Raw genomic sequence first — 26,083 nt, forward strand, 5'->3', positions numbered from 1 at the left:
TTATTAGGTAAATTATGGCAACAAAAAAAGCAGGTGGATCATCGAGAAACGGACGAGATAGTGCTGGTCGAAGACTTGGTGTTAAAAAATACGGTGGAGAAACTGTAATACCTGGAAATATAATTGTTAGACAAAGAGGAACAAAAATTTTTCCTGGCGAAAATGTTGGAATGGGAAAAGATCATTCAATTTTTTCTGTTATCAAAGGTAAAGTTGTATTCAAAAAATCTAAATTAGATAGAACTTACGTTTCAGTAAAACCCAATTAATAGTACAACCAAGAAAATGTTGTATTATGAAATTTCTCGATCAAGTTAAAATTTATATTAAGGCTGGAAACGGCGGTGACGGTTCACCAAGTTTTAGAAGAGAAAAGTATGTTGAGTTTGGAGGACCTGATGGAGGTGATGGAGGCAGGGGTGGCTCTATCATTTTAAAATCAGAAGAAAACTTAAACACTTTAATTGATTACAGATATCAACAACATCATAAAGCTCAGCGTGGAGAGAATGGTTCTGGTCAAAATCGAACAGGTAAAAGTGGTGAGGATTTGGTTTTAAAAGTTCCTCTTGGAACCCAGGTATTTGAAGAAGATAACAAAACTCTATTATTTGATTTTAACAAAAAAGGAGAAGAGTACATTGCAGCTAATGGTGGCAAAGGTGGTTTGGGAAATACTAGATTTAAAAGTTCTACAAACAGAGCTCCAAGAAAATTTACGAAAGGAACTTTGGGAGAAGAGTTTACAATTTGGTTACAACTTAAAACAATAGCTGATATCGGAATTATCGGATTACCTAACGCAGGAAAATCAAGTTTGTTGGCAGCACTTACAAACGCAAATCCTAAAATTGCTAATTATAAATTTACAACACTTAATCCTAACTTAGGTGTTGCTAGCTATGATGATAAAGAAATCACAATAGCCGATATACCAGGATTAGTAGAAGGTGCCAATGAGGGTGTTGGACTTGGGATACAGTTTTTAAAACATATAGAAAGATGCAAATCTTTATTACATTTAATTGATATTACTAATCTTGATCTTAACGAATCTTATGATCAGGTTAAAAATGAACTTAAAAATTACAGTTCTAAAATGCTTGAAAAGAGAGAGTTAATTGTGTTTAACAAAATAGATTTAATTGATGAAGACACAGCTAAAGATGTAATTGATGATTTCTCTAAAGATAAAAATTGTGAGATAATGACTATGACAACTTTAAATAAAGAGTCGGTTTCAAAAATTAAGGCAAAATTATTATCCTATGTATCTTAAAAACTCGAAAATTATTGTTATTAAAATTGGTTCATCTTTATTAGTTGATGAAAATAAAAAAATTAGAAAAAAATGGCTTTCAAGCTTTGCGAGGGACATCAAAAAACTAAAAGATAAAAATCAAAAAATAGTCATTGTTAGTTCAGGTGCTATCGCTCTTGGATGTAAAAAAATGAATTTTAACAAAAAAAATATTAAGTTAGATAAAAGTCAAGCAATTGCCTCTATTGGCCAAATTGAACTAATGAATTTATTCTCTCAGACCTTCTCAAAATTCAAATTAAATATTTCACAAATTTTGTTAACTCTAGAAGATACGGAGGAACGAAGAAGATCCTTAAATGCCAAAAGAACATTCGAAAATTTATTCGAGCTTGGATTTATCCCAGTTGTTAACGAGAATGATACAATTGCAACAACTGAAATAAAATATGGAGATAATGATAGATTGGCATCTAGAGTAGCTCAAATTACAAACGCCGATACATTAATTTTACTTTCAGATGTAGATGGCCTTTTTACAAAAAATCCAAAAGTAAATAAAGACGCTAAACTAATAAAAATAGTAAATGATATAAACAAAGACTTAAAAGAAATTAATATCAAAGGAATTAATGAATATGGAAGTGGAGGAATGCAAACAAAAATTGAAGCTGCTAAAATTTGTCAATTAGCTGGCAGCAGTATGATTATTGCAAACGGACTGTATTCAAATCCTATTTCAAAAATTATTGAAAAAAATAATTGTACATGGTTCAGCCCAAAGGTCTCTAAACTTCATGCTAGAAAAAAATGGATAATTAGCTCAATTGCACCTAAAGGAAATATTGTAATTGATGATGGAGCCAAAAAAGCGTTAAAGCTTGGAAAAAGTTTACTAGCTGCAGGTATTAAAAATGTATCAGGAAGATTTAACAAAGGTGATCATATAAAAGTTTTAGATAAAAAAAATAATGAATGTGCTAGGGGTTTAAGTTCTTTTTCTTCTGATGAAGTAAAAAAAATTATGGGACACCATTCGAATGAAATTCAAAAATTACTTGGGTATGTTGCAAAATCTGAAGTTATTCATAAAGATGATATGGTAGAAGTGTAAATGAATAATTATATGAATTTAATCGGTAAAAGAGCAAGAAAAGCAAGTCAATATAAAATAGACACAAAAGTTAAAAATAGTGTTTTAGCCTACTATGCTAAAATGCTTAACATAAACAAAGGTTTAATAATTAAAGAAAATACTAAAGATATTAATTACGCAAAAAAAATAGGATTAAAAGAAAATTTAATTAATAGACTTCATTTAAATGAGAAAAAAATAAACGACATCAGAAATTCTATTATTAGTATTATTAAATTTAAAGATCCCATTAATCATGTTCTAGAAAAGTGGAAAAGACCTAATGGATTAAATATTAGTAGAGTATCAATTCCAATAGGAGTTATTGGTGTAATTTATGAAAGTAGGCCAAATGTTACATCAGATGTTGCGGGTTTATGTTTCAAATCAGGTAATGCAGTAATCTTAAGAGGAGGTTCTGAGGCAATCAATTCAAATAGAATTTTATCAAAACTTTTTAGAATAGCGCTCAAAAAAAATAAAGTAGATGAAAACTTTATACAATTTATAGACTCTAAAAACAGAAAGATGGTTGATGTAATGCTTTCCAAAATGAAAGAATATATTGATGTTATAATCCCACGTGGTGGAAAAAATCTTGTAAGAAAAGTTCAAGAACTTTCTAAGGTTCCTATAATTGGTCATCTTGAGGGTATTTGTCATACATATGTCGACAAAGACGCTGAATTAAAGATGGCAAATAGAGTTGTTACTAACGCAAAATTAAGAAACACCAGCATATGTGGGGCGACCGAAACCATTATTCTACATAAAAATATTGTTAAAAAATTTAGCAATACAATCCTGGGTAATTTAGAAAAAAATGGTTGTAAAATTTATGGAGAAAAGACTTTGGCTAAATTTTATAAAGGTAAAATTTTTAAAGCTACTGAAAAAGATTGGTCTACAGAATATTTAAGCTCAGCAGTTTCTGTTAAAATAGTAAACAACCTCAATGAAGCTATAAGTCATATTAATAAGTATGGAACAATGCATACAGACTCAATAATTACAAAAAACAAAAAAACAGCTAATCAATTTCTAAAAGAAGTCAAAAGCTCTATTGCTATGCATAACACTTCAACTCAATTTGCAGATGGAGGTGAATTTGGGTTTGGAGGAGAAGTTGGAATTTCTACCAATGTACTACCACCAAGAGGGCCTGTAGGACTTAATCAACTTGTTTCATACAAATATCAAATTACAAGTAACGGTAAAATAAGAAATTAATTTGAAATCAAATAGGACAAAAATAGGAATTTTAGGAGGATCATTTGATCCTGCTCATAAAGGTCATATAGCAATTTCAAAAGAAGCAAAAAAAAGATTTGAGCTTAAAAACATTATTTGGGCAATCACAAAAAAAAATCCATTTAAAAACCAGAGCAAAACCTCAGTTACTGAAAGAATAAAATTCTGTAAAAAAATTATTGGTAAAAATTCATTTATAAAAGTGAGATTTTACGAAAATAAAATTAATTCAAATAAAACAATCGATTTAATTAATTATTTGAAAAAAAATAGAAATATTGAAATCTATTTTTTAATGGGAGCAGATAACTTAATAAATTTTCACAAATGGTATAAATCAAAATCTATTTCACAAAAGTGTAATATTTTAGTTTTCGATAGACATGGCTATAAAAAAAACTCATTAAAATCAAAGACATTTAAGGCTCTCAGTAATACCACCCTCAAATTTATAGAGTTTAATAAAGTCAACATTTCATCTTCTCAATTAAGAAAAATTTGATAGTCTAAATTTAATTAATGGATAAAATTTCAGATCTCAAAGAAATTGTAATTACCACATTAGATCTTAACAAAGCTGAAGACATAGTAACTATTGATCTTAAAGATAAAAGTTCGATGGCAGATTATATGATAATAGCAAGCGGTACATCATCTAGACATATACAATCTTTATCTGAACAAGTGTTAGAAAAGCTTAAAGATAATGGAATTAAAGACTCTAAAATTGAGGGTAAAGAAAGTGGTGAATGGAAATTGGTAGACGGTATAGATCTAATCGTTCATATTTTTCATCCAGAGAAAAGAAAATTTTATGAATTAGAAAAAATCTGGTCAGAATTTATTCCTAAAGAAAAAGTAATGATATGAAAATAATTAAATATTACTCAATTATTTTTTTATCATTTTTTTATTTAAGTTCAGCAAACTCTTCTGAAGTAGATATTTACAAAAAGATAGATTTATTTGGCGAGGTTTTAGAAAAAATAAATAGAGAATATATTGATGAGATCAATCAATCTGAAAGCATGGACTCTGCTATCAATGGCTTACTTCAATCTTTAGACCCTTATTCCTCTTATATGTCTCCTGAAATTCTGGAGGAGATGCAAACTGAAACTAGCGGTGAATTTGGTGGCCTTGGAATTGAGGTTAGCATGGAAGCAGGAGTTGTTAAAGTTATTTCACCTATTGACGACACACCAGCGTCAAAAGCTGGATTAAAAGCTGGTGATTACATTGTGAAAATTAATGATACCCAAGTTCAAGGGAAATCTCTAAGTGAAGCTGTTGATTTAATGCGAGGCCCAGTAGGTTCAAGTATAGAATTAACAGTTAGACGAAGAGGAGAAAAAAAAGCACTAACATTTAATATCACTAGAGAGATAATTGAAATTCAATCAGTTAAGTCAGAGTTATTAGAAGAAAATATTGGATATATTAGATTAACTTCATTTAATGAAAATAGTAGTGATCAAATAGAAAAACAAATAAAGAAATTAAAAAAAAATAAAAATCTTAATTCATTTATTTTGGATTTAAGAAATAATCCAGGTGGATTACTAAACCAAGCAATAAGAATATCTGATTTCTTTTTAGAAAATGGTGAAATTGTCTCCACTAAAAGTAGAAAAGAATCTGATAATAGAAAATGGTTTGCAAAAAAAGGAGACATAACTGACGGAAAAACATTATTAGTACTGATAAATTATGGATCAGCTTCAGCATCAGAAATTGTTGCAGGAGCTTTAAAAGACCACAAAAGAGCAATTGTTGTAGGTGAAAACAGTTATGGCAAAGGTTCAGTTCAATCTATTATTCCTCTTAAAAATAGAGGCGCAATACGATTAACTGTTGCAAAATATTATCTTCCATCTGGAAAATCTATATCTGAGGTTGGTGTACGTCCAGACATTGAAGTGAATGAAGAGGGTGATAATTTTAAAATAAGAACTGAAACTGATAATCAGTTAAATTACGCAATTAAATTACTCAACGGATAAAATGAAAAAAGATTTGTATAATCTTCCACTAAGAAGTGGAGTTGGAATTGTTGTGTTAAATAATGATAACAAAGTATTTGTTGCCAAAAGAATAGATAACCCTAAAAATTTTTGGCAAATGCCCCAAGGCGGTGTGGATGAAGGTGAGGATTTTTTAAAAGCTGCTTACAGGGAATTAGAAGAGGAAACTAGTATTAAGAGTGTCGAATTGATCAAAGAATTAGACGGGACTATAACTTATGAACTTCCAGATAGATTGCTTGGTTTGATTTGGAAAGGAAAGTACAGAGGTCAAAAACAAAAATGGTTTTTAATGAGATTTGTTGGGTCAGATATTGAAATAAATATCAAAACTAAACACCCTGAGTTTTTAGAGTGGAAATGGGTAGAGCTAGACAAAATAACAGACTTGGTGGTTGATTTTAAACTACACGTGTACAAAGAAGTTAAAGATAAAGTAAAAAAAATTCTTAATTAAGAGTTTTTAAAACTTCAATTTTTTGATCTACTAAATATTTAGCTTGATCATTAATATCTGACTTTCCTGCCTCTTCTTCAGCTTTTCTCAGTAAATCTTGTTGAACAGATTTATCCATATCAGACAAATTATAAATTGAGCTTGTTAGAATAGATAAATTATTATTTTTAAACTCTACTATACCATCCTCAACATAATAATTTTCATCACCAGATTTTGAACTAACTTTGATAATACCTGGTTTTAAAAATGAGATAATTGAAATGTGATCTTTTAATATCCCCATTTCTCCCTCAAAAGCAGGTACTACTACTTCTGATACATCTTCTTTGACCAAAAAAGATTTTTCAGGATTTACTATCTCAATTTTAAATTCTTCGCTCATTAAGCTGCAGCTTCTTTTTCCATTTTTTGAGCTTTTTCAATAGCCTCTTCAATTGTACCGACCATGTAAAAAGCTGCTTCTGGCAAGTGATCATATTCACCCTTACAGATTGCATCAAATCCTTTGATTGTAGATTCAAGATCAACTAGTTTTCCTGGTGAACCTGTAAATACTTCCGCAACAAAGAATGGTTGAGATAAAAATCTTTGAATCTTTCTAGCTCTTGCTACAACTAATTTATCTTCCTCAGATAATTCATCCATACCAAGGATAGCAATAATATCCTGAAGTGATTTATAAGATTGTAAAATTCTTTGTACATCTCTCGCAACTCTATAGTGCTCGTCACCAACTATTCTTGGATCTAAAATTCTTGAAGTAGAATCTAATGGGTCTACTGCAGGATAAATACCAATTTCAGCTATTTGTCTTGAAAGTACAGTAGTAGCATCCAAGTGAGCAAATGATGTTGCAGGCGCTGGATCAGTTAAGTCATCAGCTGGAACATAAATCGCTTGCACTGAAGTAATTGATCCTTTGTTTGTTGTTGTAATTCTTTCTTGAAGATTACCCATATCAGTAGCTAATGTAGGCTGATATCCTACAGCTGAAGGAATTCTACCTAATAAAGCAGATACCTCTGAACCAGCTTGAGTAAATCTAAAAATATTATCAACAAAGAATAAAACGTCTTGTCCTTCTTGATCTCTAAAATATTCTGCAACTGTTAATCCAGTTAAAGCAACTCTTGCTCTTGCTCCTGGGGGTTCGTTCATTTGTCCATAAACCAATGCAGCTTTAGAACCAGGGCCATCTTGCTTGATTACTCCAGATTCCATCATCTCATGGTAAAGATCATTTCCTTCTCTAGTTCTTTCTCCAACTCCAGCAAAAACTGAAAATCCACCATGTGCTTTCGCAACGTTGTTAATCAATTCCATAATTAAAACTGTCTTACCAACACCAGCACCTCCAAATAGTCCAATTTTTCCTCCTTTGGCATATGGTGCTAATAAGTCGATAACTTTAATACCAGTAACTAATATTTCAGTTTCAGTTGATTGATCATTAAATTCAGGGGCAGCTCTGTGAATAGGCCAGCTTTCTTTAGTTTTAACCTCACCTCTTTCGTCAATTGGCTCACCAATTACATTAATAATTCTACCTAGTGTTTCTGGTCCAACAGGTACCTGGATAGGAGCATTCGTATTTACAACTTCATCTCCTCTTTTTAATCCTTCAGTAGCATCCATTGCAATAGTTCTTACAGTTGTTTCTCCTAAGTGCTGAGCAACCTCTAAAACCAGTCTATTGTCACCATTTTTACATTCTAATGCTGTTAAAATTTCCGGTAATTCTCCTTCAAATTTTACGTCTACTACCGCTCCAATAACTTGTGTGATTATTCCTTTGCTCATAATTATAAACTTTCTGCTCCTGATATGATTTCTATTAGTTCTTTAGTAATTGCTGCCTGACGACTTCTATTATATTCGATAGTAAGTTTGTCAACCATTTCACCTGCGTTTCGGGTTGCATTATCCATTGCACTCATTCTGGATCCTTGTTCGCTAGCTGAATTCTCTAACATTGCCTTAAATATTTGTGTTGAAATATTTTTTGGCAACAAATTGCTTAAAATTTCATCTTCATCTGGTTCAAATTCGTAACTTTCATCTGAACTATTTTCACTTCCCTCATCATTTAAAGGAATTATTTGTTGAGCCTGTGGAATTTGTGTAATTACATTTTTAAATTTATTGTAAAAAATTGTACAAACATCAAATTCACCTGCTTCAAATTTTTCAATAATAATTTTTCCTACTTTATCTGCATCAAAATAATTTGCATTTTTAGATTCTTTAAATGAAATATTTTCAATTATTTTGTCACCATAAATTCTCTTAAGCTGGTCATTGCCTTTTGAACCTACAGTGATAATTTTAAGCTCTTTATTCTCATCTAAAATTTTAGAAAAGTAACTTTTTGCTTTCTTAATTATGTTGGAATTAAACCCACCACATAGACCTCTATCTGATGTCATAACAACACAAAGATGAACTTTGTCTTGTCCTGTACCAGCTAATAACTTTGGTGCATTTTCTTTATCTGAAATTCCACTAGAAAGGTTTAAAATTACATTGTTCATTTTTTCTGAATAAGGTCGTCCTTTTTCAGCACTTTCTTGTGCTTTTCTTAATTTTGCAGCTGCAACCATTTTCATAGCCTTAGTAATCTTTTGTGTAGATTTTACACTGGCTATTCTTTTTTTTAGGTCGTCCAAACTTGCCATATCAAATTAAGATTTAAGGGTTTCCTTTAGTTGAGTAATCAGTTCAACTAATAACTTTTCTTTATCCTCTTCAAGTTTTCCTGAACTTTGTATCGACTCAATAATCTCAGGTTTTTCTGATTTACATTTCTCAATGATTTTACTTTCAAAACCTGCAACATCTTTTAAATCAATATCATCAAGATATCCTTTAACACCACAGAAAACCGAAATTACTTGTTCAGCAACTGTCATTGGAGAATATTGCTTTTGTTTTAAAAGCTCAGTTAATTTTGATCCTCTATTCAATAACTGTTGAGTAGAAGCATCTAAATCTGAACCAAATTGAGCAAATGCTGCCATTTCTCTATATTGAGCAAGCTCAAGTTTCATAGATCCTGAAACTTTTTTCATCGCTTTAGTTTGTGCAGATGAACCTACCCTTGAGACTGATAAACCAACATTAATTGCAGGTCTAATTCCTTGGTTGAATAATTCAGTTTCTAAGAAAATCTGACCATCCGTAATTGAAATTACATTTGTTGGAATAAATGCAGATACGTCTCCACCTTGAGTTTCAATAATTGGAAGTGCTGTTAAAGATCCTCCTCCATGTTCATCACTCAATTTTGCAGCTCTTTCTAATAATCTACTATGTAAATAGAATACATCACCTGGATAAGCCTCACGTCCTGGAGGTCTTCTAAGTAAAAGTGACATTTGTCTATAAGCAACTGCTTGTTTTGATAAATCATCATAAATAATCAACGCGTGCATTCCATTATCTCTGAAATATTCACCCATAGCACAACCAGTATATGGAGCTAAAAACTGAAGCGGTGCTGAGTCTGATGCTGTTGCAGCAACAATTGTTGTGTATTCCATTGCACCAGCTTCCTCTAAAGTTTTTTGAATTTGTCTAACAGTTGATCTTTTCTGACCTACAGCAACATAAATACAATATAATTTTTGTTTTTCATCGCCTGATTCATTAATTTTTTTTTGGTTTATGATTGCATCAACTGCAACAGCAGTTTTTCCTGTTTGTCTATCACCAATAATTAATTCCCTTTGTCCTCTTCCGATTGGAACCAAACTATCAATTGATTTTAAACCAGTTTGCATTGGTTCATTAACTGATTGTCTAGGGATAATTCCAGGAGCCTTAACCTCTACTCTGCTCTTTTGTACACTTTTATCTAATGCACCTTTGCCATCAATTGGATTTCCCAAACCATCGACTACTCTACCTAGTAACTCTTTTCCAACTGGCGTATCAACAATTTTTCCAGTTCTTTTTACAACATCACCTTCTTTAACATTTCTGTCATCACCAAAAATTACAACACCAACGTTTTCGCTCTCTAAGTTTAGGGCCATACCTTTAGAGCCATCAGAAAATTCAACCATCTCTCCAGCCTGAACATTGTCAAGACCGTAAATTCTAGCGATACCATCACCAACTGATAAAACTTGACCTACCTCAGTAACTTCTGCTTTATCTCCAAAATTTTTTATTTGTTCTTTTAATATTTTTGTAACTTCTGAAGGATTTATTTCCATTTATGCCTCTATCATTCTATTTTCGATTTGTTGTAATTTACTTTTAATTGAGGTATCAACCATAGTACTCCCTACCTGTACTACTAAACCTCCTATTAAACTTTCATCATGTTTGTAGTTTAATTTTATTTTTGAACTAAAGTTTTTAGTTAATTCTTCCGTAATTTGTTTAATTTCTTCATTAGATAATTGTTTAGCAGATCTTAATTCGGCTTTTAGTTCTCCCCTTTTTTCTGAACAGATCTCGATGAAACTTTTAAGAATTCTTTCTACAAAAAAGAACCTTCTCTTTTGAATTAAAAAACTTAAAAAATTTTTTAACAATTGATCAAATTTATAATTTTCTGAGATTGTATTAACTACTTTTAATAAATCATCTTGGCTTGTAGTTGGATCTTTTATTAAATTTGAAAAATCTTGGCTTTGTTCTAACAATTTTAGAACTGAAAGTGACTGCTCTTCTATTTGGGATGTAACATTGCTTTCAGTAGATAATTCATAAAGCGCAAGTGAATACCTTTCTGCTGAAGTAATTGAAAATCCTGTGTCTTTGCTCAACTTGATACCTCTAAAATGTTGAAGATTATTTAAAAATCACGCTCTAATTAGCATATGACCTTTATGTCTTCAAGTGACTGATTGACGAAAAAGTCCTCTTTTTTGGGCCTAATTGAAGTTAATTGGATCAACATCAACTGAAAGTTTTATTCCTTTAGAAAATTTGTATTTTGGAACTGATTTTGCAATAGCATTTTGTAGTTTCATAGATTTTGAACCTCTAATTAAAAATCTGACCCTAAAATTTCTTTTTAGTCTAAATATAGGAGCCTCAACTGGACCCAATATATTTCCCTCAATTTTATTTTCTAAATAATTTTTAAAGTCATAAGCCTCTTTTTCTAATTTTTTTTGATTTTCACCAGTCATAATCAGAGAAATAAATCTTTGATAAGGTGGAAGTTTATTTTTTTTTCTAATTTCTAGTTCTCTTTTTAAAAATATATCAGGATTTTTATTTGTAATTTCTAAAATCATATTTTTATTATTGTTATAGGTTTGAAAATATACTGTTGCAGGTTTTCCTGTTCTTCCAGCTCTTCCTGATAACTGATGATATAACTGCAAATTTTTTTCAGCTCCTCTTAAATCATTTCCGTTAGCTGATAAATCAATATCAACAACAACAATACAATTTAAACTTGGAAAGTGAAATCCTTTAGAAATTAATTGTGTACCAACTAATATTTCAGTTTGATTATTTATAATTCTTTCTAATTTGCTTGATGAGTCTTTTTTATTCATTGTATCACTTGAAAAAATTTCAACTTCCTTATTAGGAAATTTTTTTTTAACTTCCTCGGATATCCTCTCTACACCAGGTCCACTAAAGACAAAATTACATTCACTCTCTTTTGAGCAATCTCTTTTTAAATCAGTTTTAAAACCACAATAGTGACATAATAAATTATTTTTATTTTTATGATAAACAAGGTTGATAGTACAATTTGGACAAGAATAGCTAGTTAAACAATTTTTGCACAACGCATGAGGTGAAAAACCTCTTCTATTTAAAAAAAATAAAACCTGATCTTTTCTCTCAAGGTGAAAATTTACTTTTTCGATTATTTTATCTGATAACCACGATTGTTTTTCAAGTTTGGTTTTATTAAGATCTATAATTTCGTAATTTGGTAATGAAGCATTTTTATATCTCTCTGTAAGTCTTGATAAGGAATATTTTCCTTTTTGAATATTTTCAAAAGTTTCAATTGATGGAACCGCTGTAACTAAATTAACTGGTATATTTTCAAATGAAGCTCTTGAGATTGCCATATCTCGTGCATTATAAGTTACACCCTCATCTTGTTTGAATGATTGATCGTGCTCCTCATCTACAATTATCATACCTAGATTTTTAAAAGGTAAAAATAATGACGATCTTGCACCTATAATTGCTTTAACTTCGCCATTAGATATTCCACTCCAAATTAATTCTTTCTTTTTTTTTGAAACTCCTGAGTGCCACACTGCTGCGTTAAAACCAAAATATTCATTAAATTTTTTTTCAAATTGACCTGTTAAACCTATTTCAGGTAAGAGAATTAACCCCTGATATCCTTGTTTTATAAGGTTTTTTAAAGCTTCAAAATATACAAGAGTTTTACCTGATCCTGTTGTCCCTTGTAATACGTGCACTCTAAAATTTTGGTTAGTGCTTACCATTTCTTCATATGCTTTGATTTGATCTTTGGTTAATTTTATAGATGTATTTTTAATCTCACTTTTAAAATTATTGTAAGAACTTAGCTCCTTATTTTCTATTGCATGACTACTTAACAAAATAAGCTTTAGAGCCATTCCTTTTGGAATAATATTGTACTCTGAAAACCAGTTTAAAAATTTAATAGTATTTTTTTTTAGAGGAGTCACATCTAACTTCCTCAAAACTTTTTTTATTTTGAATGTTTTGTTGCTATTTTTTTCAAATTCGTCCCAAACTACACCTGTAATTTTTGATTTGCCAAAAGGAACTTCCACATAGTCTCCTAATTTAAGATCAATACTACTTTCATAAGTAAATGGATGATCAAAAATATTAGGTAAAAGAATCGGAAATTTCATATTTTTATAATATGAAAAAAAATTAAGAGTGTATTGCTCTTTTATCTACTGATAATGCAGCTTCTTTAACTGCTTCTGAAAATGTTGGGTGCGCATGACATGTTCTTGCTATATCTTCAGAACTTGCACCAAATTCCATAGCTACACCTATTTCAGCGATTAACTCTCCTGCATGAGGACCTATAATATGAGCTCCTAATACTTTATCTGTTTGCTCATCTGCTAAAATTTTTACAAATCCTTCAGCATCATCAATTGCTTTAGCTCTAGAATTTGCCATAAATGAAAACTTACCAACTTTATATTTTTGATTGAGTTCTTTTAATTGTTCTTCTGTTTTTCCTATAGATGCAACTTCTGGAGTTGTATACACAACACCAGGTATTGTATCATAATTAACATGTCCAGATTGACCTGCAATATTTTCAGCAACTGCAATTCCTTCGTCTTCGGCTTTATGAGCAAGCATTGGTCCTACTATTACATCGCCAATAGCAAAAATATTTTCGACATTTGTTTTAAAAGTTTTATCAGTTTTTATTCTTTTTCTTTCATCTAAATCAATTCCAACTGCATCTAAATTTAATCCATCAGTATTTGGCTTTCTTCCAACAGAAATTAATACCACATCACATTCAAAATTGTTTTTATTACCATCTTTATCTACTATTGAAACAACTGCTCCGTTGTTATTTTTCTGAATTGTTTCAACTTTGTTTTGCATATTAAATTTGATGCCTTGTTTTTTTAAAATTTTCATAAACTCAGATGAAATTTCTTTATCCATTCCAGGTGTAATATGATCTAAAAATTCTACGACCTGAACTTCTGAACCTAATCTAGACCAAACGGAACCCATCTCTAAACCAATGTAGCCACCTCCTACTACAACCATTTTATTTGGTACTTTTTCTAATTTTAAAGCCCCCGTAGAGGAAACAATTACTTTTTCATCAATATCAATTCCAGGTAATGAAACTGGCACAGATCCAGTTGCTATTACTGTTTTTTCTGACTCGATAATTGTTTCATTATTCTTGTCATCTTTAATTGAGATTTGATTTTTTGATTTAAAACTTCCGTGACCTTTAAAATAAGTAACTTTGTTTTTTTTTAAAAGAAATTCAACACCTTTGGTCAATATTGTTACAGCTTTATCTTTACTTTTCATCATCTTTTCAAGATTAAGTTTTACCTCACCTATCTCGATACCCTTATTGGATAAATTTTTTACTTTATGAAATTCTTCAGAGAGATTTAATAAACTTTTTGATGGTATACAGCCAACATTTAAGCAAGTTCCTCCTAGTGAACCTCTAGACTCTATACACGCTGTTTTTAAACCTAATTGTGCAAGCCTAATTGCACAAACATAACCACCAGGCCCTCCTCCAATAACTACAGCTTGAAATTTTTCTGACATTTAAATATCCAAAAATAGTCTTCTAGGATCTTCTAGATTTTCTTTAATCATTTTTAAGAAAGAAACAGATTCTTTGCCATCAATAATTCTGTGATCATAAGAAAGAGCTAAATACATAATAGGTCTTATTTTTATTTCACCTTCTACTACCACTGGTCGCTCTACAATGTTGTGCATGCCTAGAACACCAGATTGAGGTAAGTTTAGAATTGGAGTTGATAACATTGAACCATACACACCACCATTACTGATAGTAAATGTTCCTCCTTGTAGATCTTCAATTGTTAATTTTCCATCTCTAGCCTTTTCAGAAATATCTTTAATATTTTTTTCAATATCAGCAAACGAAAGTTCGTCTGCATTTCTTAAAACTGGAACGACTAAACCTTTGTCTGTACCTACAGCAAAACTTATGTTGTAATAGTTTTTGTATATAATTTCGTCACCATCAATTTCAGCATTTACAGCAGGGAAATGCTTTAAGGCTACCACACATGCTTTAACAAAGAATGACATGAAGCCTAATTTAATTCCATATCTACTTTGAAAGTCTTGTTGATTTTCTTTTCTCATTTCCATGATATTTGTCATGTCAACTTCATTAAAAGTTGTAAGTAATGCAGCATTTTCTTGAGCTTGTTTTAATCTCTTAGCAATTGTCTGTCTTAATCTGGTCATTTTAATTCGTTCTTCTTGACCATATTGAATTTTTCTCTCTGATGGTTTTGGATTTGCTCCCATTAAACCAATTAAATCTCCTTTTAAAACCTGACCATTTTTTCCTGAACCTTGAACAGAACCAATATCAATATTATTTTCAGTAACAATTTTTCTGACTGCAGGAGACAAAGTATCATTTCTATTCTCCCTTACTGGTTCTGGGCTTGGTGCTACTTCCTCTGTCAAAACTAATGGTTTAGGTTTTTGAATTTCTGTTTTTTTATCTTCAAAAATTTCTGGTTCTTTTTTATTTGTATCTAACTGAATGACATTGTTTTCAGGAGGAGTTTCTTCGACTTGTTTAGGTTCCTCTTTTTTTTCAGTTGGTGTCACTTTTGCTGAGCCGTTTTCTGAAACAGAACCTAATAAAGCTCCAACTTCTACTGTGGAACCATCTTGTGAATTAATTTCTGTTAAAACACCAGTTATTGGTGATGGAACTTCTAAATTAACTTTATCAGTTTCAAGTTCTACAATTGGTTCATCAGCTTCAACCGTATCTCCAGCTTTTTTTAACCATTTTGCAACCGTTGCTTCTGTAATACTCTCACCAAGTACTGGAACTACTATTTTTTCACTCATTATAATTTAATCAAACACCTTATTAATTATTTCTTGTTGCTGAGAATTATGCCTCTTTGCATATCCAGTTGCTGGAGTTGCATCAGGGCTTCTTCCTATATAAGAAATTTTATTATATTTAGCCTTTAAAGTATCTAATGTCCATTGAATATAATCTCTCACTGAAAACCATGCTCCCATATTCTTTGGCTCTTCTTGGCACCAAAAAAATTCAGCATTTTTGGCATATGGTTTAAGTTCGTTTACTAAAGCTTTTGCTGGGAAAGGATAAAGTTGTTCTATTCTAAACATGATTACATTATCTCTTTTTAATTTTTCTCTAGCATCAAGTAAGTCAAAGTAAACTTTGCCTGAGCACAAAATAACTTTTTTAATCTCAGAACTTTCTTTAAGTTTAATAAAACCATTTGATTTTGGGTCAATCGCATGATCCCACAAAATTCTATGAAAAGTATTTTGTTTATTAAAATCTTCTAAGTTAGAAACACAGTATTTATTTCTGAGTAATGATTTTGGAGTCATTATAATTAGTGGTTTTCTAAAATCTCTATGCATTTGACGTCTTAATGCATGATAATAATTAGCTGGAGTTGTACAATTCATCACTTGCATATTATCGTTTGAACATAACTGTAAAAATCTTTCTAATCTAGCTGATGAATGTTCAGGACCTTGACCTTCATATCCATGGGGTAATAGCATTACAATCCCTGAAGCTCTGTTCCATTTTCTTTCACCTGAAGCTATAAATTGATCAATCACAACTTGAGCTCCATTTGCAAAATCTCCAAATTGTGCTTCCCAAATTGTAAGAGTATTTGGTTCAACTAAACTGTAACCATATTCAAAACCTAAAACAGCAAGTTCAGACAAAAAGCTATCTACCACTTCAAATTGTTTTTGACCTTTGACAATATTATTTAGTGGAATATATCTCGAATTATCAATTTGATTTCTTAGTACAGAATGTCTTTGACTAAAAGTTCCTCTGCCAGAGTCTTGTCCAACTAAACGAACTGGGTATCCTTCAACTAACAAGGATCCAAACGCAAGAGCTTCTGCTGATGACCAATCAATTCCTGCTCCTTTTTCAACTGAGTCTCTTCTCGCATTTAATATTTTACTAATAGTTTTATGAATATTTTTTTCTGACGGTACTGTATTTATTTTTTTTGAAATTATTTTTAATTTCTCCTCATCAAAACCTGATACTCCTCTTTTGTCTTTCCCTTTCTCAGGTTTATATCTTGACCATGTACCCTCAAACCATTCTATTTTAGGCTTGTAGTCTTTTGCACTTTTATATTGATCATCTAATAAATCTTTAAATGATTTAACATTTTGGTTTAGTAATTCTTGAGTAATTGATTTTTCATTAACAAGTTTATTCCCATAAATTTTATATACACTTGGGTGAGATTTGATTTTTTGATACATCAAAGGCTGAGTAAACGAAGGCTCGTCTCCCTCATTATGACCAAACCTTCTGTAACAAATTAAATCAACTACAACATCTCTATTAAACTTTAATCTGAATTCTGTTGCTATTCTAGTCGCATAAACAACTGCTTCTGGGTCATCTCCATTAACATGTAAGATTGGAGCTTCAACCATTTTAGCAACATCAGAAGGATAAGGTGACGATCTTGCAAATCGAGGACTCGTTGTAAAACCAATTTGATTATTTACAATTATATGAATAGTTCCACCAGTGTTATGTCCAGGTAGTCCTGACATAGCAAAACATTCCGCTACCACACCCTGTCCAGCAAATGCTGCATCACCATGAATTAGTATTGGGATAACTTTGTTTCTCTCTTTATCTTTATGAAAAAATTGTTTTGCTCTAGTTTGTCCTAAAACGACAGGATTTACTGCTTCAAGGTGAGATGGATTATCTGTCAAACTAACATGAACAGAATTTCCATCAAATTGTCTGTCAGAAGATGCACCAAGATGATATTTTACATCTCCAGCACTATCCTCAGAGTCATCACTATATTCACCAGCAAATTCATTAAATATTCTTTTATAAGATTTTTGTAAAACGTTAGCCAAAACATTTAATCTGCCTCTATGAGACATTCCAATTTTAACCTCTTTAATTTGTTGTTGACCACCAATTTTAATTATTTGCTCAAGTGCAGGAATTAAACTTTCTCCTCCATCTAATCCAAATCTTTTTGTACCAACATACTTAGTTGCTAAAAATTTTTCAAAACCTTCTGCTTGAACTAATTTATTTAGAATTGCTTCCTTACCATTTTTAGTAAACTGAAGAGCTTTATCATCTTGCTCAATTCTATCTCTAAACCATTTTCTTTCATCAGGATTAGAAATATGCATAAACTCATAACCTATTTTTCCACAATAGGTTTTTTTCATAAATTTTAAAATTTCTTTAATATTGGCATACTTTTTGTTAATCACCCCATTTAAGAAAATTTTTCTTTCATAATTTTCTTTCTTAAAACCATAAAACTCTGGATGAAGTTCATCTAAATATTCGGACTCTCTCATTCCCAAAGGATCAAGATCAGCTAATAAATGCCCCCTTAATCTGTAGGCTCTGATTAAGGCAACAGCACTTATTGAATCTTTGTTAGAATCTGCAAGTAATTGAAAATTAAATTTTTCTGAAGTATCTATTTTTTCATTATTTAAATTAGTAATTTCATTTTCATCTATTTTCTTTTGAAGCTCATCAATATTTATTTTTGTTTTTTCTGGTCCCCATGACGGTCCATTTATTTCATTGGCAATAACTTTTATTTCATCACCAATTCCTTCAAAGTAATTTAACCAACTTTCAGGGAGATCTTTGTCTTTGTTAATAAATTTTAAGTACATTTGCTCAATAAATGCACTATTTGATTTATGTAAAAATGAATTTTTTTCGAAATCGAGATTTTTTGATGATGACATCTTTTTTATTTAATATATCCCTCTAAAAAATATTTTTCAATTAGACAGTTTATCAAATAAAGTTTTACCAATTATTGATGGTGATTTTGCGACTGTAATTCCACATTCTTCCATTTTTTTTATTTTATCTTCTGCGCCACCTTTACCTCTAGAAATAATTGCACCTGCATGCCCCATTCTTCTCCCTGGTGGCGCAGTAATTCCAGCTATAAATCCAACTGTTGGTTTTTTAATCTTATGGTTTTTCAAAAACTCTGCTGCTTCCTCTTCTGCAGAACCTCCTATCTCTCCAATCATTAAAATTGATTGTGTCTCTTCGTCATTTAAAAACAGATCTAAACAATCTATAAAATTTGTACCATTTATTGGATCTCCTCCAATTCCAATGCATGTTGATTGCCCTAATCCATTTTCAGTTGTTTGAGCAACTGCTTCGTAGGTTAAAGTTCCAGATCTAGATACAATTCCAACTGAACCTCTTTTATGAATATTACCAGGCATAATTCCAATTTTACATTCATCAGGAGTTATAATTCCTGGACAATTTGGGCCTATGAGTCTGCTATTAGACCCATCTAATTTTTTTCTTACCTTAAGCATATCTTGAATTGGGATACCTTCAGTAATGCAAACAATTAATTCAACAGATGCATCGATTGCTTCTATAATTGCTGCGGCAGCAAATTTTGCTGGCACATAAATCATAGTGGAATCTGCCCCGACTGCATCTTTAGCTTCAGCTACAGAATTAAATACAGGTCTGTCTAAATGCTTTTGACCTCCCTTTTTAGGAGTAACACCTCCTACTAAATTTGTTCCATATTTTATTGCTTGCTCTGAATGGAAAGTTCCATGTGCACCTGTAAAACCCTGACAAATTACTTTAGTTTCTTTGTTAACTAAAACTGACATTTATTTAATAGCCTCAACAATTTTCTTAGCAGCATCATCTAAGTTCTCTGCTGAAATTAATTTTAAACCTGAATTATCTAAAATTTCTTTTCCCTCTTTAAAATTTGTCCCTGCAAGTCGAACTACCAAAGGTACACTAATATTAATTTCTTTTGCAGCGTCCACTACTCCTTGTGCAAGTACATCACATCTCATTATTCCCCCAAAAATATTTATCAAAATTCCCTTCACATTTTTATCTGAAAGAATAATTTTAAAAGCTGCAGAAACTTTTTCTTTTGAGGCTCCACCTCCTACATCTAAGAAATTAGCTGGCTCTTTACCATATAATTTGATGATATCCATAGTTGCCATTGCTAGACCTGCACCATTAACCATACATCCAATACTTCCATCTAACTTAATATAAGCTAAATCATGTTTGCTAGCTTCAATCTCAGTTGGATCTTCTTCATTTAGATCTCTTAATTCTAGAATTTCAGGGTGTCTAAATAATGCATTAGAGTCGAAATTAACTTTCGCATCTAAACAAACAATCTTTCCCTCTTTTGTTAAAATTAAAGGATTTACCTCAACCATATTAGCATCTGTACTAATAAACATTTTATAAATCGATTTGATTAGTAAAATTGCTTGATCTTTTGCATCACTGTTTAAATCAAAAATTTTAATCACTGACTCACAATCTGCATCTGATATTTCTTCAGCTATATCAACTTTAGTTGTAATAATTTTTTCTGGATTTGAGCTTGCTACTTCTTCAATATCCATTCCACCTTGGTCACTTGAAATAAATGCAATCTTTGAGCTCGCTCTATCAACTAAACATGATAAATAGAATTCTTTTTCTATATTAGAGGATTCTTCAACATATAATCGCTTAACTTCTCTTCCTTCTGGTCCAGTTTGATGAGTTACAAGTGTTTTTCCAAGCAACTCATTTGCTGAATTTTTTAATTCCTCAAGTGTATTAAGAATTTTAACTCCTCCAGCTTTACCTCTACCACCAGCATGAATTTGAGCCTTTAAAACATACTTTTCAGTTTTTAAATTTTTTGCTTTTTCAATCAAGTCATCAACACTTGTTGAAAAAAATCCTGCTGGAACTATTGCTCCATATTTCTTTAAAATTTCTTTTGCTTGATGCTCGTGAATGTTCATTATTATTTTGAAAGATCTGGATCTATTTTAGAAGCAGCTTCCCAAAGAGCTTTTACAGCATCAATAGAGTGCATAAACTCCTTATTTTCTTTTTCATCTAAATCCACTACTTCAATTTTCTCAACTCCGTCTTTACCAATTACAACTGGTACTCCAGCATAAACATTTTCAACTCCGTACTCACCATTTAACTGCACTGCGCAAGGTAATAATTTTTTTTCATCTTTTAAATATGATTCAGCCATTTGAACTCCCGATGCTGCTGGTGCATAAAAAGCAGAACCTTTTTCTAAATACTTGACGATTTCTGCTCCACCGTCTCTAGTTCTTTGATTAATTTCTTCAACTCTCTCTTGAGAAATCTTTCCCTCTTTCACAAGATCCAATAAAGGTTTGCCAGATACTTTTGTAAATCTTGGCATTGGAACCATAGTATCTCCATGACCACCCATAACCATTGCTTCAATCTCTCTTACAGGCACACCAAACTCTAATGATAAAAACAGTTTAAATCTTGAGCTATCTAAAATTCCTGCCATGCCGACAACTTTATTTGCAGGCAAACCTGAAAACTTTTGAAACGCCATAACCATCACATCTAAAGGGTTGGTGATACAAATTACGAAGGCGTTCGGTGCGTTTTCTTTTACCCCTTGAGCTACCTGTTTAATAATTTTTAAATTTATACCAAGAAGGTCATCTCTACTCATTCCTGGCTTTCTAGGAACTCCTGCTGTAATTATGATAACATCAGAATCTTTAATATCTTTATAATCGTCTGTACCTGATAATTTTACATTAAATCCATCAACTGATGATGATTGAGCTATATCTAAAGCCTTTCCTTTAGCTATTCCACTCGCAACATCAAATAAAACAACCTCATCAACGAGCTCTTTTATTCCAATTAAATGTGCTAGTGTTCCACCTATTTGGCCCGCGCCAATTAAAGATATTTTTTTCATTTATTTCCTCTTATTTCATTGTTGGCATTACAAATTCTGCGTTTGTACGCACACCTGAAGGCCATCGTGATGTTACAGTTTTAAGTTTAGTATAGAATTTTATTCCTTCCATGCCATGCATGCCGCTGTCTCCAAATAATGATCTTTTCCATCCACCAAAACTATGAAAGGCCATAGGAACTGGGATTGGAACATTGATACCAACCATTCCTACTTGAATTTTACTAGCAAATGTTCTGCCTGCATCACCATCTCTAGTATAAATGCTTACTCCGTTTCCGTATTCATGATCATTGATTAGTTGTGCAGCCTCTTCAAAAGTTTTAACTCTAACTACAGATAGAACTGGACCAAAAATTTCTTCTTTATAAATTCTCATGTCTTTATTAACGTGATCAAATAAACAACCACCTATATAAAATCCGTTTTCATAACCTTGAAGTTTTAAGTTTCTTCCATCGACAATTAATTTAGCACCTTCTTCAACTCCTAAATCAACATAACTTTTTACTTTTTCTAAATGCTCTTTTGTAACCAGAGGTCCCATTTCAGAGGTTTTATCCATACCAGGTCCTACTTTTAAGGCCTCTGCTTTTTTAGAAAGTCTTGAAACCAGTTCATCACCAATATCTCCTACAGCAACAGCAACAGATTGAGCCATACATCTCTCACCTGCAGATCCGTAAGCTGCACCCATCAATCCATTTACTGCACCATCCAAGTCACAATCTGGCATAACTACTAAGTGATTTTTTGCACCTCCAAGTGCTTGTACTCTTTTTTCATTTTTAGCTGAATTTTCGTAGATATATTTTGCAATTGGAGTGGATCCAACAAAGCTTACAGCTTTAATATCTTTATTTTCTAAAATAGCATCAACAGCTTCTTTGTCGCCATTAACTACGTTAAATACTCCCTCAGGCAATCCAGCTTCACTAAGTAACTCTGCTAATCTAAGTGGACATGAAGGATCTTTTTCTGAAGGTTTTAATATAAATGTATTTCCACAAGCAATTGCTATTGGAAACATCCACATTGGTACCATTGCTGGAAAATTAAATGGAGTAATTCCAGCTACTACCCCTAAAGGTTGCCTCATTGACCAACTGTCAACATTTGTTCCAACATTTTCTGAATATTCACCTTTTAACAAATGAGGAATTCCACAAGCAAACTCAACTACCTCAAGCCCTCTTGTTAAAGATCCTCTAGCATCCTCAAAAACTTTTCCATGTTCTGATACTATTAGCTTTGTTAACTCATCAGAGTTTTTTTCTATTAGTTCTTTAAATTTAAATATTATCCTTGCTCTTTGTAAAGGAGGTTTTGCAGACCAAGTATCAAATGCTTTTTTGGCTGCTTCTACAGCTTGATTTAAATCAGATTTACTTGCAAGTCTAACCTCAGATTCTTGTTCTCCTGTTGCAGGATTAAATACTTTTCCTTTTCTATCAGATGAACCTGGAATTATTTTACCATTAACGAAGTGCTCTATTAATTTCATGAATACGGTCTTTTAAATCAAAAAAACTTAATAGTCTATTTAAACATTGGCCGTAGCTAACATTTTTTTAATTTCTGCAATTGCTTTTGCTGGATTTAGGCCTTTGGGACAAGCATTTGTACAATTTAAAATAGTATGACATCTGTAAAGTTTTAATTCATCAGCAACTTTTTTTAATCTTGCTTTTCTTTCTTCATCTCTACTATCAACTATCCATCTGTAAGCTTGTAGAAGGACTGCTGGACCTAAGTATTTATCTCCATTCCACCAATAACTTGGACAAGATGTTGAACAACATGCACACATAATACATTCATAAGCGCCATCAAGTTTTGCTCTATCTTCTTGGGATTGATAAATTTCTGTTGTTTCTTTTTTTGAATTATTTTTTAGCCAAGGTTCGATAGATTGATACTGTTTATACAATCCGTCTAAATCACCAATTAAATCTCTTTTAACTTTCAAGTGCGGTAGTGGATATATGTCTATATCTCCATCAATTTCTGAATGAGGTGTTGTGCAAGCTAAACCATTTTTACCTCCCATGTTCATAGCACAAGAACCACAAACTCCATGAGCACAAGATCTTCTATAAGCTAATGTTGGGTCAATTTCGTTTTTAATTTTATTTAAAATATCCAAAACTTTTGATGGACAATTATCCATATCAACTTCGTAAGTATCAATTCTAGGATTTTCTTCGGTAGACGGATCCCATCTATAAACATTTACTTTTCTAAGATTTTTAGAACCTGTTTTGTCTTTAAAATATTTACCTTTTTTGACTTCAGAATTTTTTGGTAAATTTAATTGTACCATTAGTATACCCGCTCTTGTGGTGGGAAGTATTGAACTTCATTAGTCAAGGTTGACTTATGAACTGGTCTGTAACTAATTTTTGTATTTTTACCATCACACCAAGCAAGTGTATGTTGCATAAACTTTTCATCATCTCTTTTTGGATAATCATCTCTTGCATGAGCTCCTCTGCTTTCTTTTCTGTGATATGCAGATTCAACTGTTGTTACTGCCTGTCTAATTAGATTATCAAATTCTAAAGTTTCTACTAAATCAGTGTTAAAAACTAAAGATCTATCTTTAACAGAAATAGAGTCCATTCCATCATAAGCTTTTCTAATATCATCAACGCCTTCTTTTAAATTTTTTTCTGTTCTAAATACTGCACATTTAGATTGCATTGTTTTTTGCATTGAAAGTCTAAGTTCTGCGGTACTATTATTTCCATCTGCATTTCTTAATTTATCAAATCTATCTAAACATTTTTGTGTCTCAGACTCAGGTAACTCTTCATGAGGAGTTCCGGGTTTAACTAATTCTGCTGCTCTTTTTGCTGCTGCTCTTCCGAACACTACTAAATCAATTAATGAATTAGAGCCAAGTCTATTCGCACCATGAACAGATACACATGCTGCTTCTCCTATAGCCATCAGACCTGGAACAGTTTTTTCTGAACCATTAACAGTTAAAACTTCTGCTTTGTAATTTGTTGGAATACCACCCATATTATAATGAACTGTTGGGACAACAGGTATAGGCTCTTTAGTTACATCTACATTTGCAAATAATCTTGCAGCATCAGTAATTCCTGGAAGTCTACTTTCAATAATATCTTTATCTAAATGACTTAAGTTTAAATGAACATGATCTTGATCTTTTCCAACTCCTCTTCCTTCATTTATTTCAATAGACATTGATCTACTAACAACATCTCTTGATGCTAAATCTTTTGCATTTGGAGCATATCTTTCCATAAATCTTTCGCCCTTAGAGTTAGTTAGATAACCACCCTCACCTCTAGCACCTTCTGTTATTAACGTGCCATGACCATAAATTCCTGTTGGATGAAATTGAACAAACTCCATATCTTGAAGAGGCAATCCAGCTCTTAATACCATTGCATTTCCATCTCCAGTGCAAGTATGCGCAGATGTAGCTGAATAATAGACTTTCCCATATCCACCTGTAGCTATAATTACAGTATGTGCTCTAAATCTATGGATTGTTCCATCATTTAAATTCCATGCAATTAATCCCTTGCACGCTCCATCTTTCATTAAAAGATCTAATGCAAAATATTCTATAAAAAACTCAGTGTTATGTTTTAAGGCTTGTCCATAAAGTGTATGAAGAATTGCATGACCAGTTCTATCCGCAGCAGCACATGTTCTTTGTACAATTCCATTTCCATAATTTTTTGTCATTCCACCAAAAGGTCTTTGATATATTTTTCCCTCTTCAGTTCTACTAAATGGAACTCCATATTTTTCTAATTCTAAAACAGCTTTTGGAGCTTCTTTACATAAATACTCAATACTATCTTGATCTCCTAACCAGTCTGCACCTTTAACCGTATCATACATGTGCCATCTCCAGTCATCTTCTCCCATGTTGCCAAGTGCAGCTGAGATACCTCCTTGTGCAGCAGACGTGTGGCTTCTAGTTGGAAATACTTTTGAAATACAAGCTGTTTTCAATCCAGCTTCGCTTAATCCAACAGCGGCTCTCAAGCCAGATCCACCAGCTCCTAAAACAACTACATCATATTCATGATCTATAATATTATAAGCGCTCATTATTTAAGATTAAGTAAAATTATTATTGTTAATAATGGAATAATTATAGCAGAAATATAGAGAAGTCTGTTTGCGACATATTTGGTTTTTTCATTAGAAATATAGTCCTCAAAAACCTCACTAATACTTAAGGCAGAAAAAAAATAAGCAAAAATTATAAATATACTAAATAAAAACTTATTTATTTTGTTTGAAAAAAAACTAACTACTTCGGAATAATCTCCATCATAAACTGATATGAAATTAATTATAAACCAAAACATTAAAGGGACTAAAATTATTGATGATAATTTTAAAAACACCCATTTTTTTGTAGCTAAATTCATA

General features: G+C 31.7%; 24 protein-coding genes. 8 read left to right on the forward strand and 16 right to left on the reverse strand.

The features are described from left to right. Positions 1-14: 14 nt before the first annotated feature. Genes rpmA through ACTTAX_RS04855 form a run of 8 tightly spaced genes read left to right on the forward strand, consistent with a single transcriptional unit; the run spans position 15 to position 6,128 of the window. Entirely contained in the window at positions 15-269 is a 255-nt protein-coding gene (gene rpmA / locus ACTTAX_RS04820) for a 50S ribosomal protein L27 (protein WP_075506491.1), read from the forward strand. Between the two features lie 26 nt (positions 270-295). Next, on the forward strand, positions 296-1,279 hold the full coding sequence (gene cgtA / locus ACTTAX_RS04825) for an Obg family GTPase CgtA (RefSeq protein WP_440693294.1): 984 nt from the start codon (positions 296-298) through the stop codon (positions 1,277-1,279). Next, positions 1,269-2,375 (forward strand): glutamate 5-kinase, encoded by a 1,107-nt coding sequence (gene proB / locus ACTTAX_RS04830; RefSeq protein ID WP_440613704.1) that lies wholly within the window; start codon positions 1,269-1,271, stop codon positions 2,373-2,375. The genes cgtA and proB overlap by 11 nt, the downstream gene beginning before the upstream one ends. After that, positions 2,376-3,626: a glutamate-5-semialdehyde dehydrogenase gene (locus ACTTAX_RS04835; RefSeq protein ID WP_440693296.1), complete on the forward strand. Its 1,251-nt coding sequence runs from the start codon at positions 2,376-2,378 to the stop codon at positions 3,624-3,626. After that, a complete protein-coding gene (gene nadD, locus ACTTAX_RS04840) occupies positions 3,622-4,149 on the forward strand; it encodes a nicotinate (nicotinamide) nucleotide adenylyltransferase (protein ID WP_440693757.1) in 528 nt (175 codons plus the stop codon). The genes ACTTAX_RS04835 and nadD overlap by 5 nt, the downstream gene beginning before the upstream one ends. Positions 4,150-4,166: 17 nt before the next feature. Beyond that, positions 4,167-4,517 (forward strand): ribosome silencing factor, encoded by a 351-nt coding sequence (gene rsfS, locus ACTTAX_RS04845; protein WP_075506496.1) that lies wholly within the window; start codon positions 4,167-4,169, stop codon positions 4,515-4,517. Further along, on the forward strand, positions 4,514-5,650 hold the full coding sequence (locus ACTTAX_RS04850; protein ID WP_440693298.1) for a S41 family peptidase: 1,137 nt from the start codon (positions 4,514-4,516) through the stop codon (positions 5,648-5,650). Before rsfS ends, ACTTAX_RS04850 begins: the two co-directional genes overlap by 4 nt. Position 5,651: 1 nt before the next feature. After that, entirely contained in the window at positions 5,652-6,128 is a 477-nt protein-coding gene (locus ACTTAX_RS04855) for an RNA pyrophosphohydrolase (protein ID WP_440693300.1), read from the forward strand. On the opposite strand, the gene atpC is transcribed toward ACTTAX_RS04855, so the two are convergent. The 16 genes from atpC to sdhD form a co-directional block, all read right to left on the reverse strand. Further along, positions 6,121-6,513 carry an ATP synthase F1 subunit epsilon gene (gene atpC / locus ACTTAX_RS04860; RefSeq protein ID WP_440693302.1) on the reverse strand — a complete coding sequence of 131 codons (393 nt, stop codon included), beginning with the start codon at positions 6,511-6,513 and terminating at the stop codon, positions 6,121-6,123. The genes ACTTAX_RS04855 and atpC overlap by 8 nt on opposite strands. Further along, the gene (atpD, locus tag ACTTAX_RS04865) at positions 6,513-7,931 is read right to left on the reverse strand and encodes a F0F1 ATP synthase subunit beta (RefSeq protein ID WP_262589885.1); all 1,419 of its coding nucleotides are present in this window, start codon (positions 7,929-7,931) and stop codon (positions 6,513-6,515) included. The genes atpC and atpD overlap by 1 nt, the downstream gene beginning before the upstream one ends. Positions 7,932-7,933: 2 nt before the next feature. Next, positions 7,934-8,806 carry a F0F1 ATP synthase subunit gamma gene (locus ACTTAX_RS04870; protein ID WP_075506072.1) on the reverse strand — a complete coding sequence of 291 codons (873 nt, stop codon included), beginning with the start codon at positions 8,804-8,806 and terminating at the stop codon, positions 7,934-7,936. A 6-nt stretch (positions 8,807-8,812) separates the two neighbouring features. Next, on the reverse strand, positions 8,813-10,348 hold the full coding sequence (atpA, locus tag ACTTAX_RS04875) for a F0F1 ATP synthase subunit alpha (protein ID WP_262589886.1): 1,536 nt from the start codon (positions 10,346-10,348) through the stop codon (positions 8,813-8,815). Beyond that, entirely contained in the window at positions 10,349-10,906 is a 558-nt protein-coding gene (gene atpH / locus ACTTAX_RS04880) for an ATP synthase F1 subunit delta (RefSeq protein ID WP_075506074.1), read from the reverse strand. A 108-nt stretch (positions 10,907-11,014) separates the two neighbouring features. Further along, a complete protein-coding gene (priA, locus tag ACTTAX_RS04885; RefSeq protein ID WP_440693304.1) occupies positions 11,015-12,970 on the reverse strand; it encodes a replication restart helicase PriA in 1,956 nt (651 codons plus the stop codon). Positions 12,971-12,992: 22 nt separating this feature from the next. Beyond that, positions 12,993-14,393, reverse strand: coding sequence for a dihydrolipoyl dehydrogenase (lpdA, locus tag ACTTAX_RS04890; protein ID WP_440693307.1), 1,401 nt, complete (start codon positions 14,391-14,393; stop codon positions 12,993-12,995). Next, positions 14,394-15,695, reverse strand: a complete 1,302-nt coding sequence (gene odhB / locus ACTTAX_RS04895; RefSeq protein WP_440693309.1) for a 2-oxoglutarate dehydrogenase complex dihydrolipoyllysine-residue succinyltransferase — start codon at positions 15,693-15,695, stop codon at positions 14,394-14,396. 6 nt (positions 15,696-15,701) lie between these two features. Continuing rightward, entirely contained in the window at positions 15,702-18,620 is a 2,919-nt protein-coding gene (locus ACTTAX_RS04900; RefSeq protein ID WP_440693311.1) for a 2-oxoglutarate dehydrogenase E1 component, read from the reverse strand. Positions 18,621-18,656: 36 nt separating this feature from the next. Continuing rightward, complete coding sequence (sucD, locus tag ACTTAX_RS04905) at positions 18,657-19,532, reverse strand: succinate--CoA ligase subunit alpha (protein ID WP_440693313.1); 876 nt, start codon at positions 19,530-19,532, stop codon at positions 18,657-18,659. After that, a complete protein-coding gene (gene sucC / locus ACTTAX_RS04910; protein ID WP_440693315.1) occupies positions 19,533-20,693 on the reverse strand; it encodes an ADP-forming succinate--CoA ligase subunit beta in 1,161 nt (386 codons plus the stop codon). A gap of 2 nt (positions 20,694-20,695) precedes the next feature. Beyond that, positions 20,696-21,658 (reverse strand): malate dehydrogenase, encoded by a 963-nt coding sequence (gene mdh, locus ACTTAX_RS04915; protein WP_440635423.1) that lies wholly within the window; start codon positions 21,656-21,658, stop codon positions 20,696-20,698. Positions 21,659-21,668: 10 nt separating this feature from the next. Next, the gene (locus ACTTAX_RS04920; protein ID WP_440693316.1) at positions 21,669-23,162 is read right to left on the reverse strand and encodes a CoA-acylating methylmalonate-semialdehyde dehydrogenase; all 1,494 of its coding nucleotides are present in this window, start codon (positions 23,160-23,162) and stop codon (positions 21,669-21,671) included. 39 nt (positions 23,163-23,201) lie between these two features. Next, positions 23,202-23,981 (reverse strand): succinate dehydrogenase iron-sulfur subunit, encoded by a 780-nt coding sequence (locus ACTTAX_RS04925; protein ID WP_440675733.1) that lies wholly within the window; start codon positions 23,979-23,981, stop codon positions 23,202-23,204. Beyond that, positions 23,981-25,756, reverse strand: a complete 1,776-nt coding sequence (gene sdhA, locus ACTTAX_RS04930; protein ID WP_440693318.1) for a succinate dehydrogenase flavoprotein subunit — start codon at positions 25,754-25,756, stop codon at positions 23,981-23,983. Before sdhA ends, ACTTAX_RS04925 begins: the two co-directional genes overlap by 1 nt. Continuing rightward, positions 25,756-26,082: a succinate dehydrogenase, hydrophobic membrane anchor protein gene (gene sdhD, locus ACTTAX_RS04935; RefSeq protein WP_440693320.1), complete on the reverse strand. Its 327-nt coding sequence runs from the start codon at positions 26,080-26,082 to the stop codon at positions 25,756-25,758. The genes sdhA and sdhD overlap by 1 nt, the downstream gene beginning before the upstream one ends. Position 26,083: the final 1 nt, after the last annotated feature.

The sequence above is a fragment of the Candidatus Pelagibacter sp. HIMB1695 genome (genome assembly GCF_052047655.1).
In the GTDB taxonomy this organism is placed as follows: Bacteria; Pseudomonadota; Alphaproteobacteria; order Pelagibacterales; family Pelagibacteraceae; genus Pelagibacter.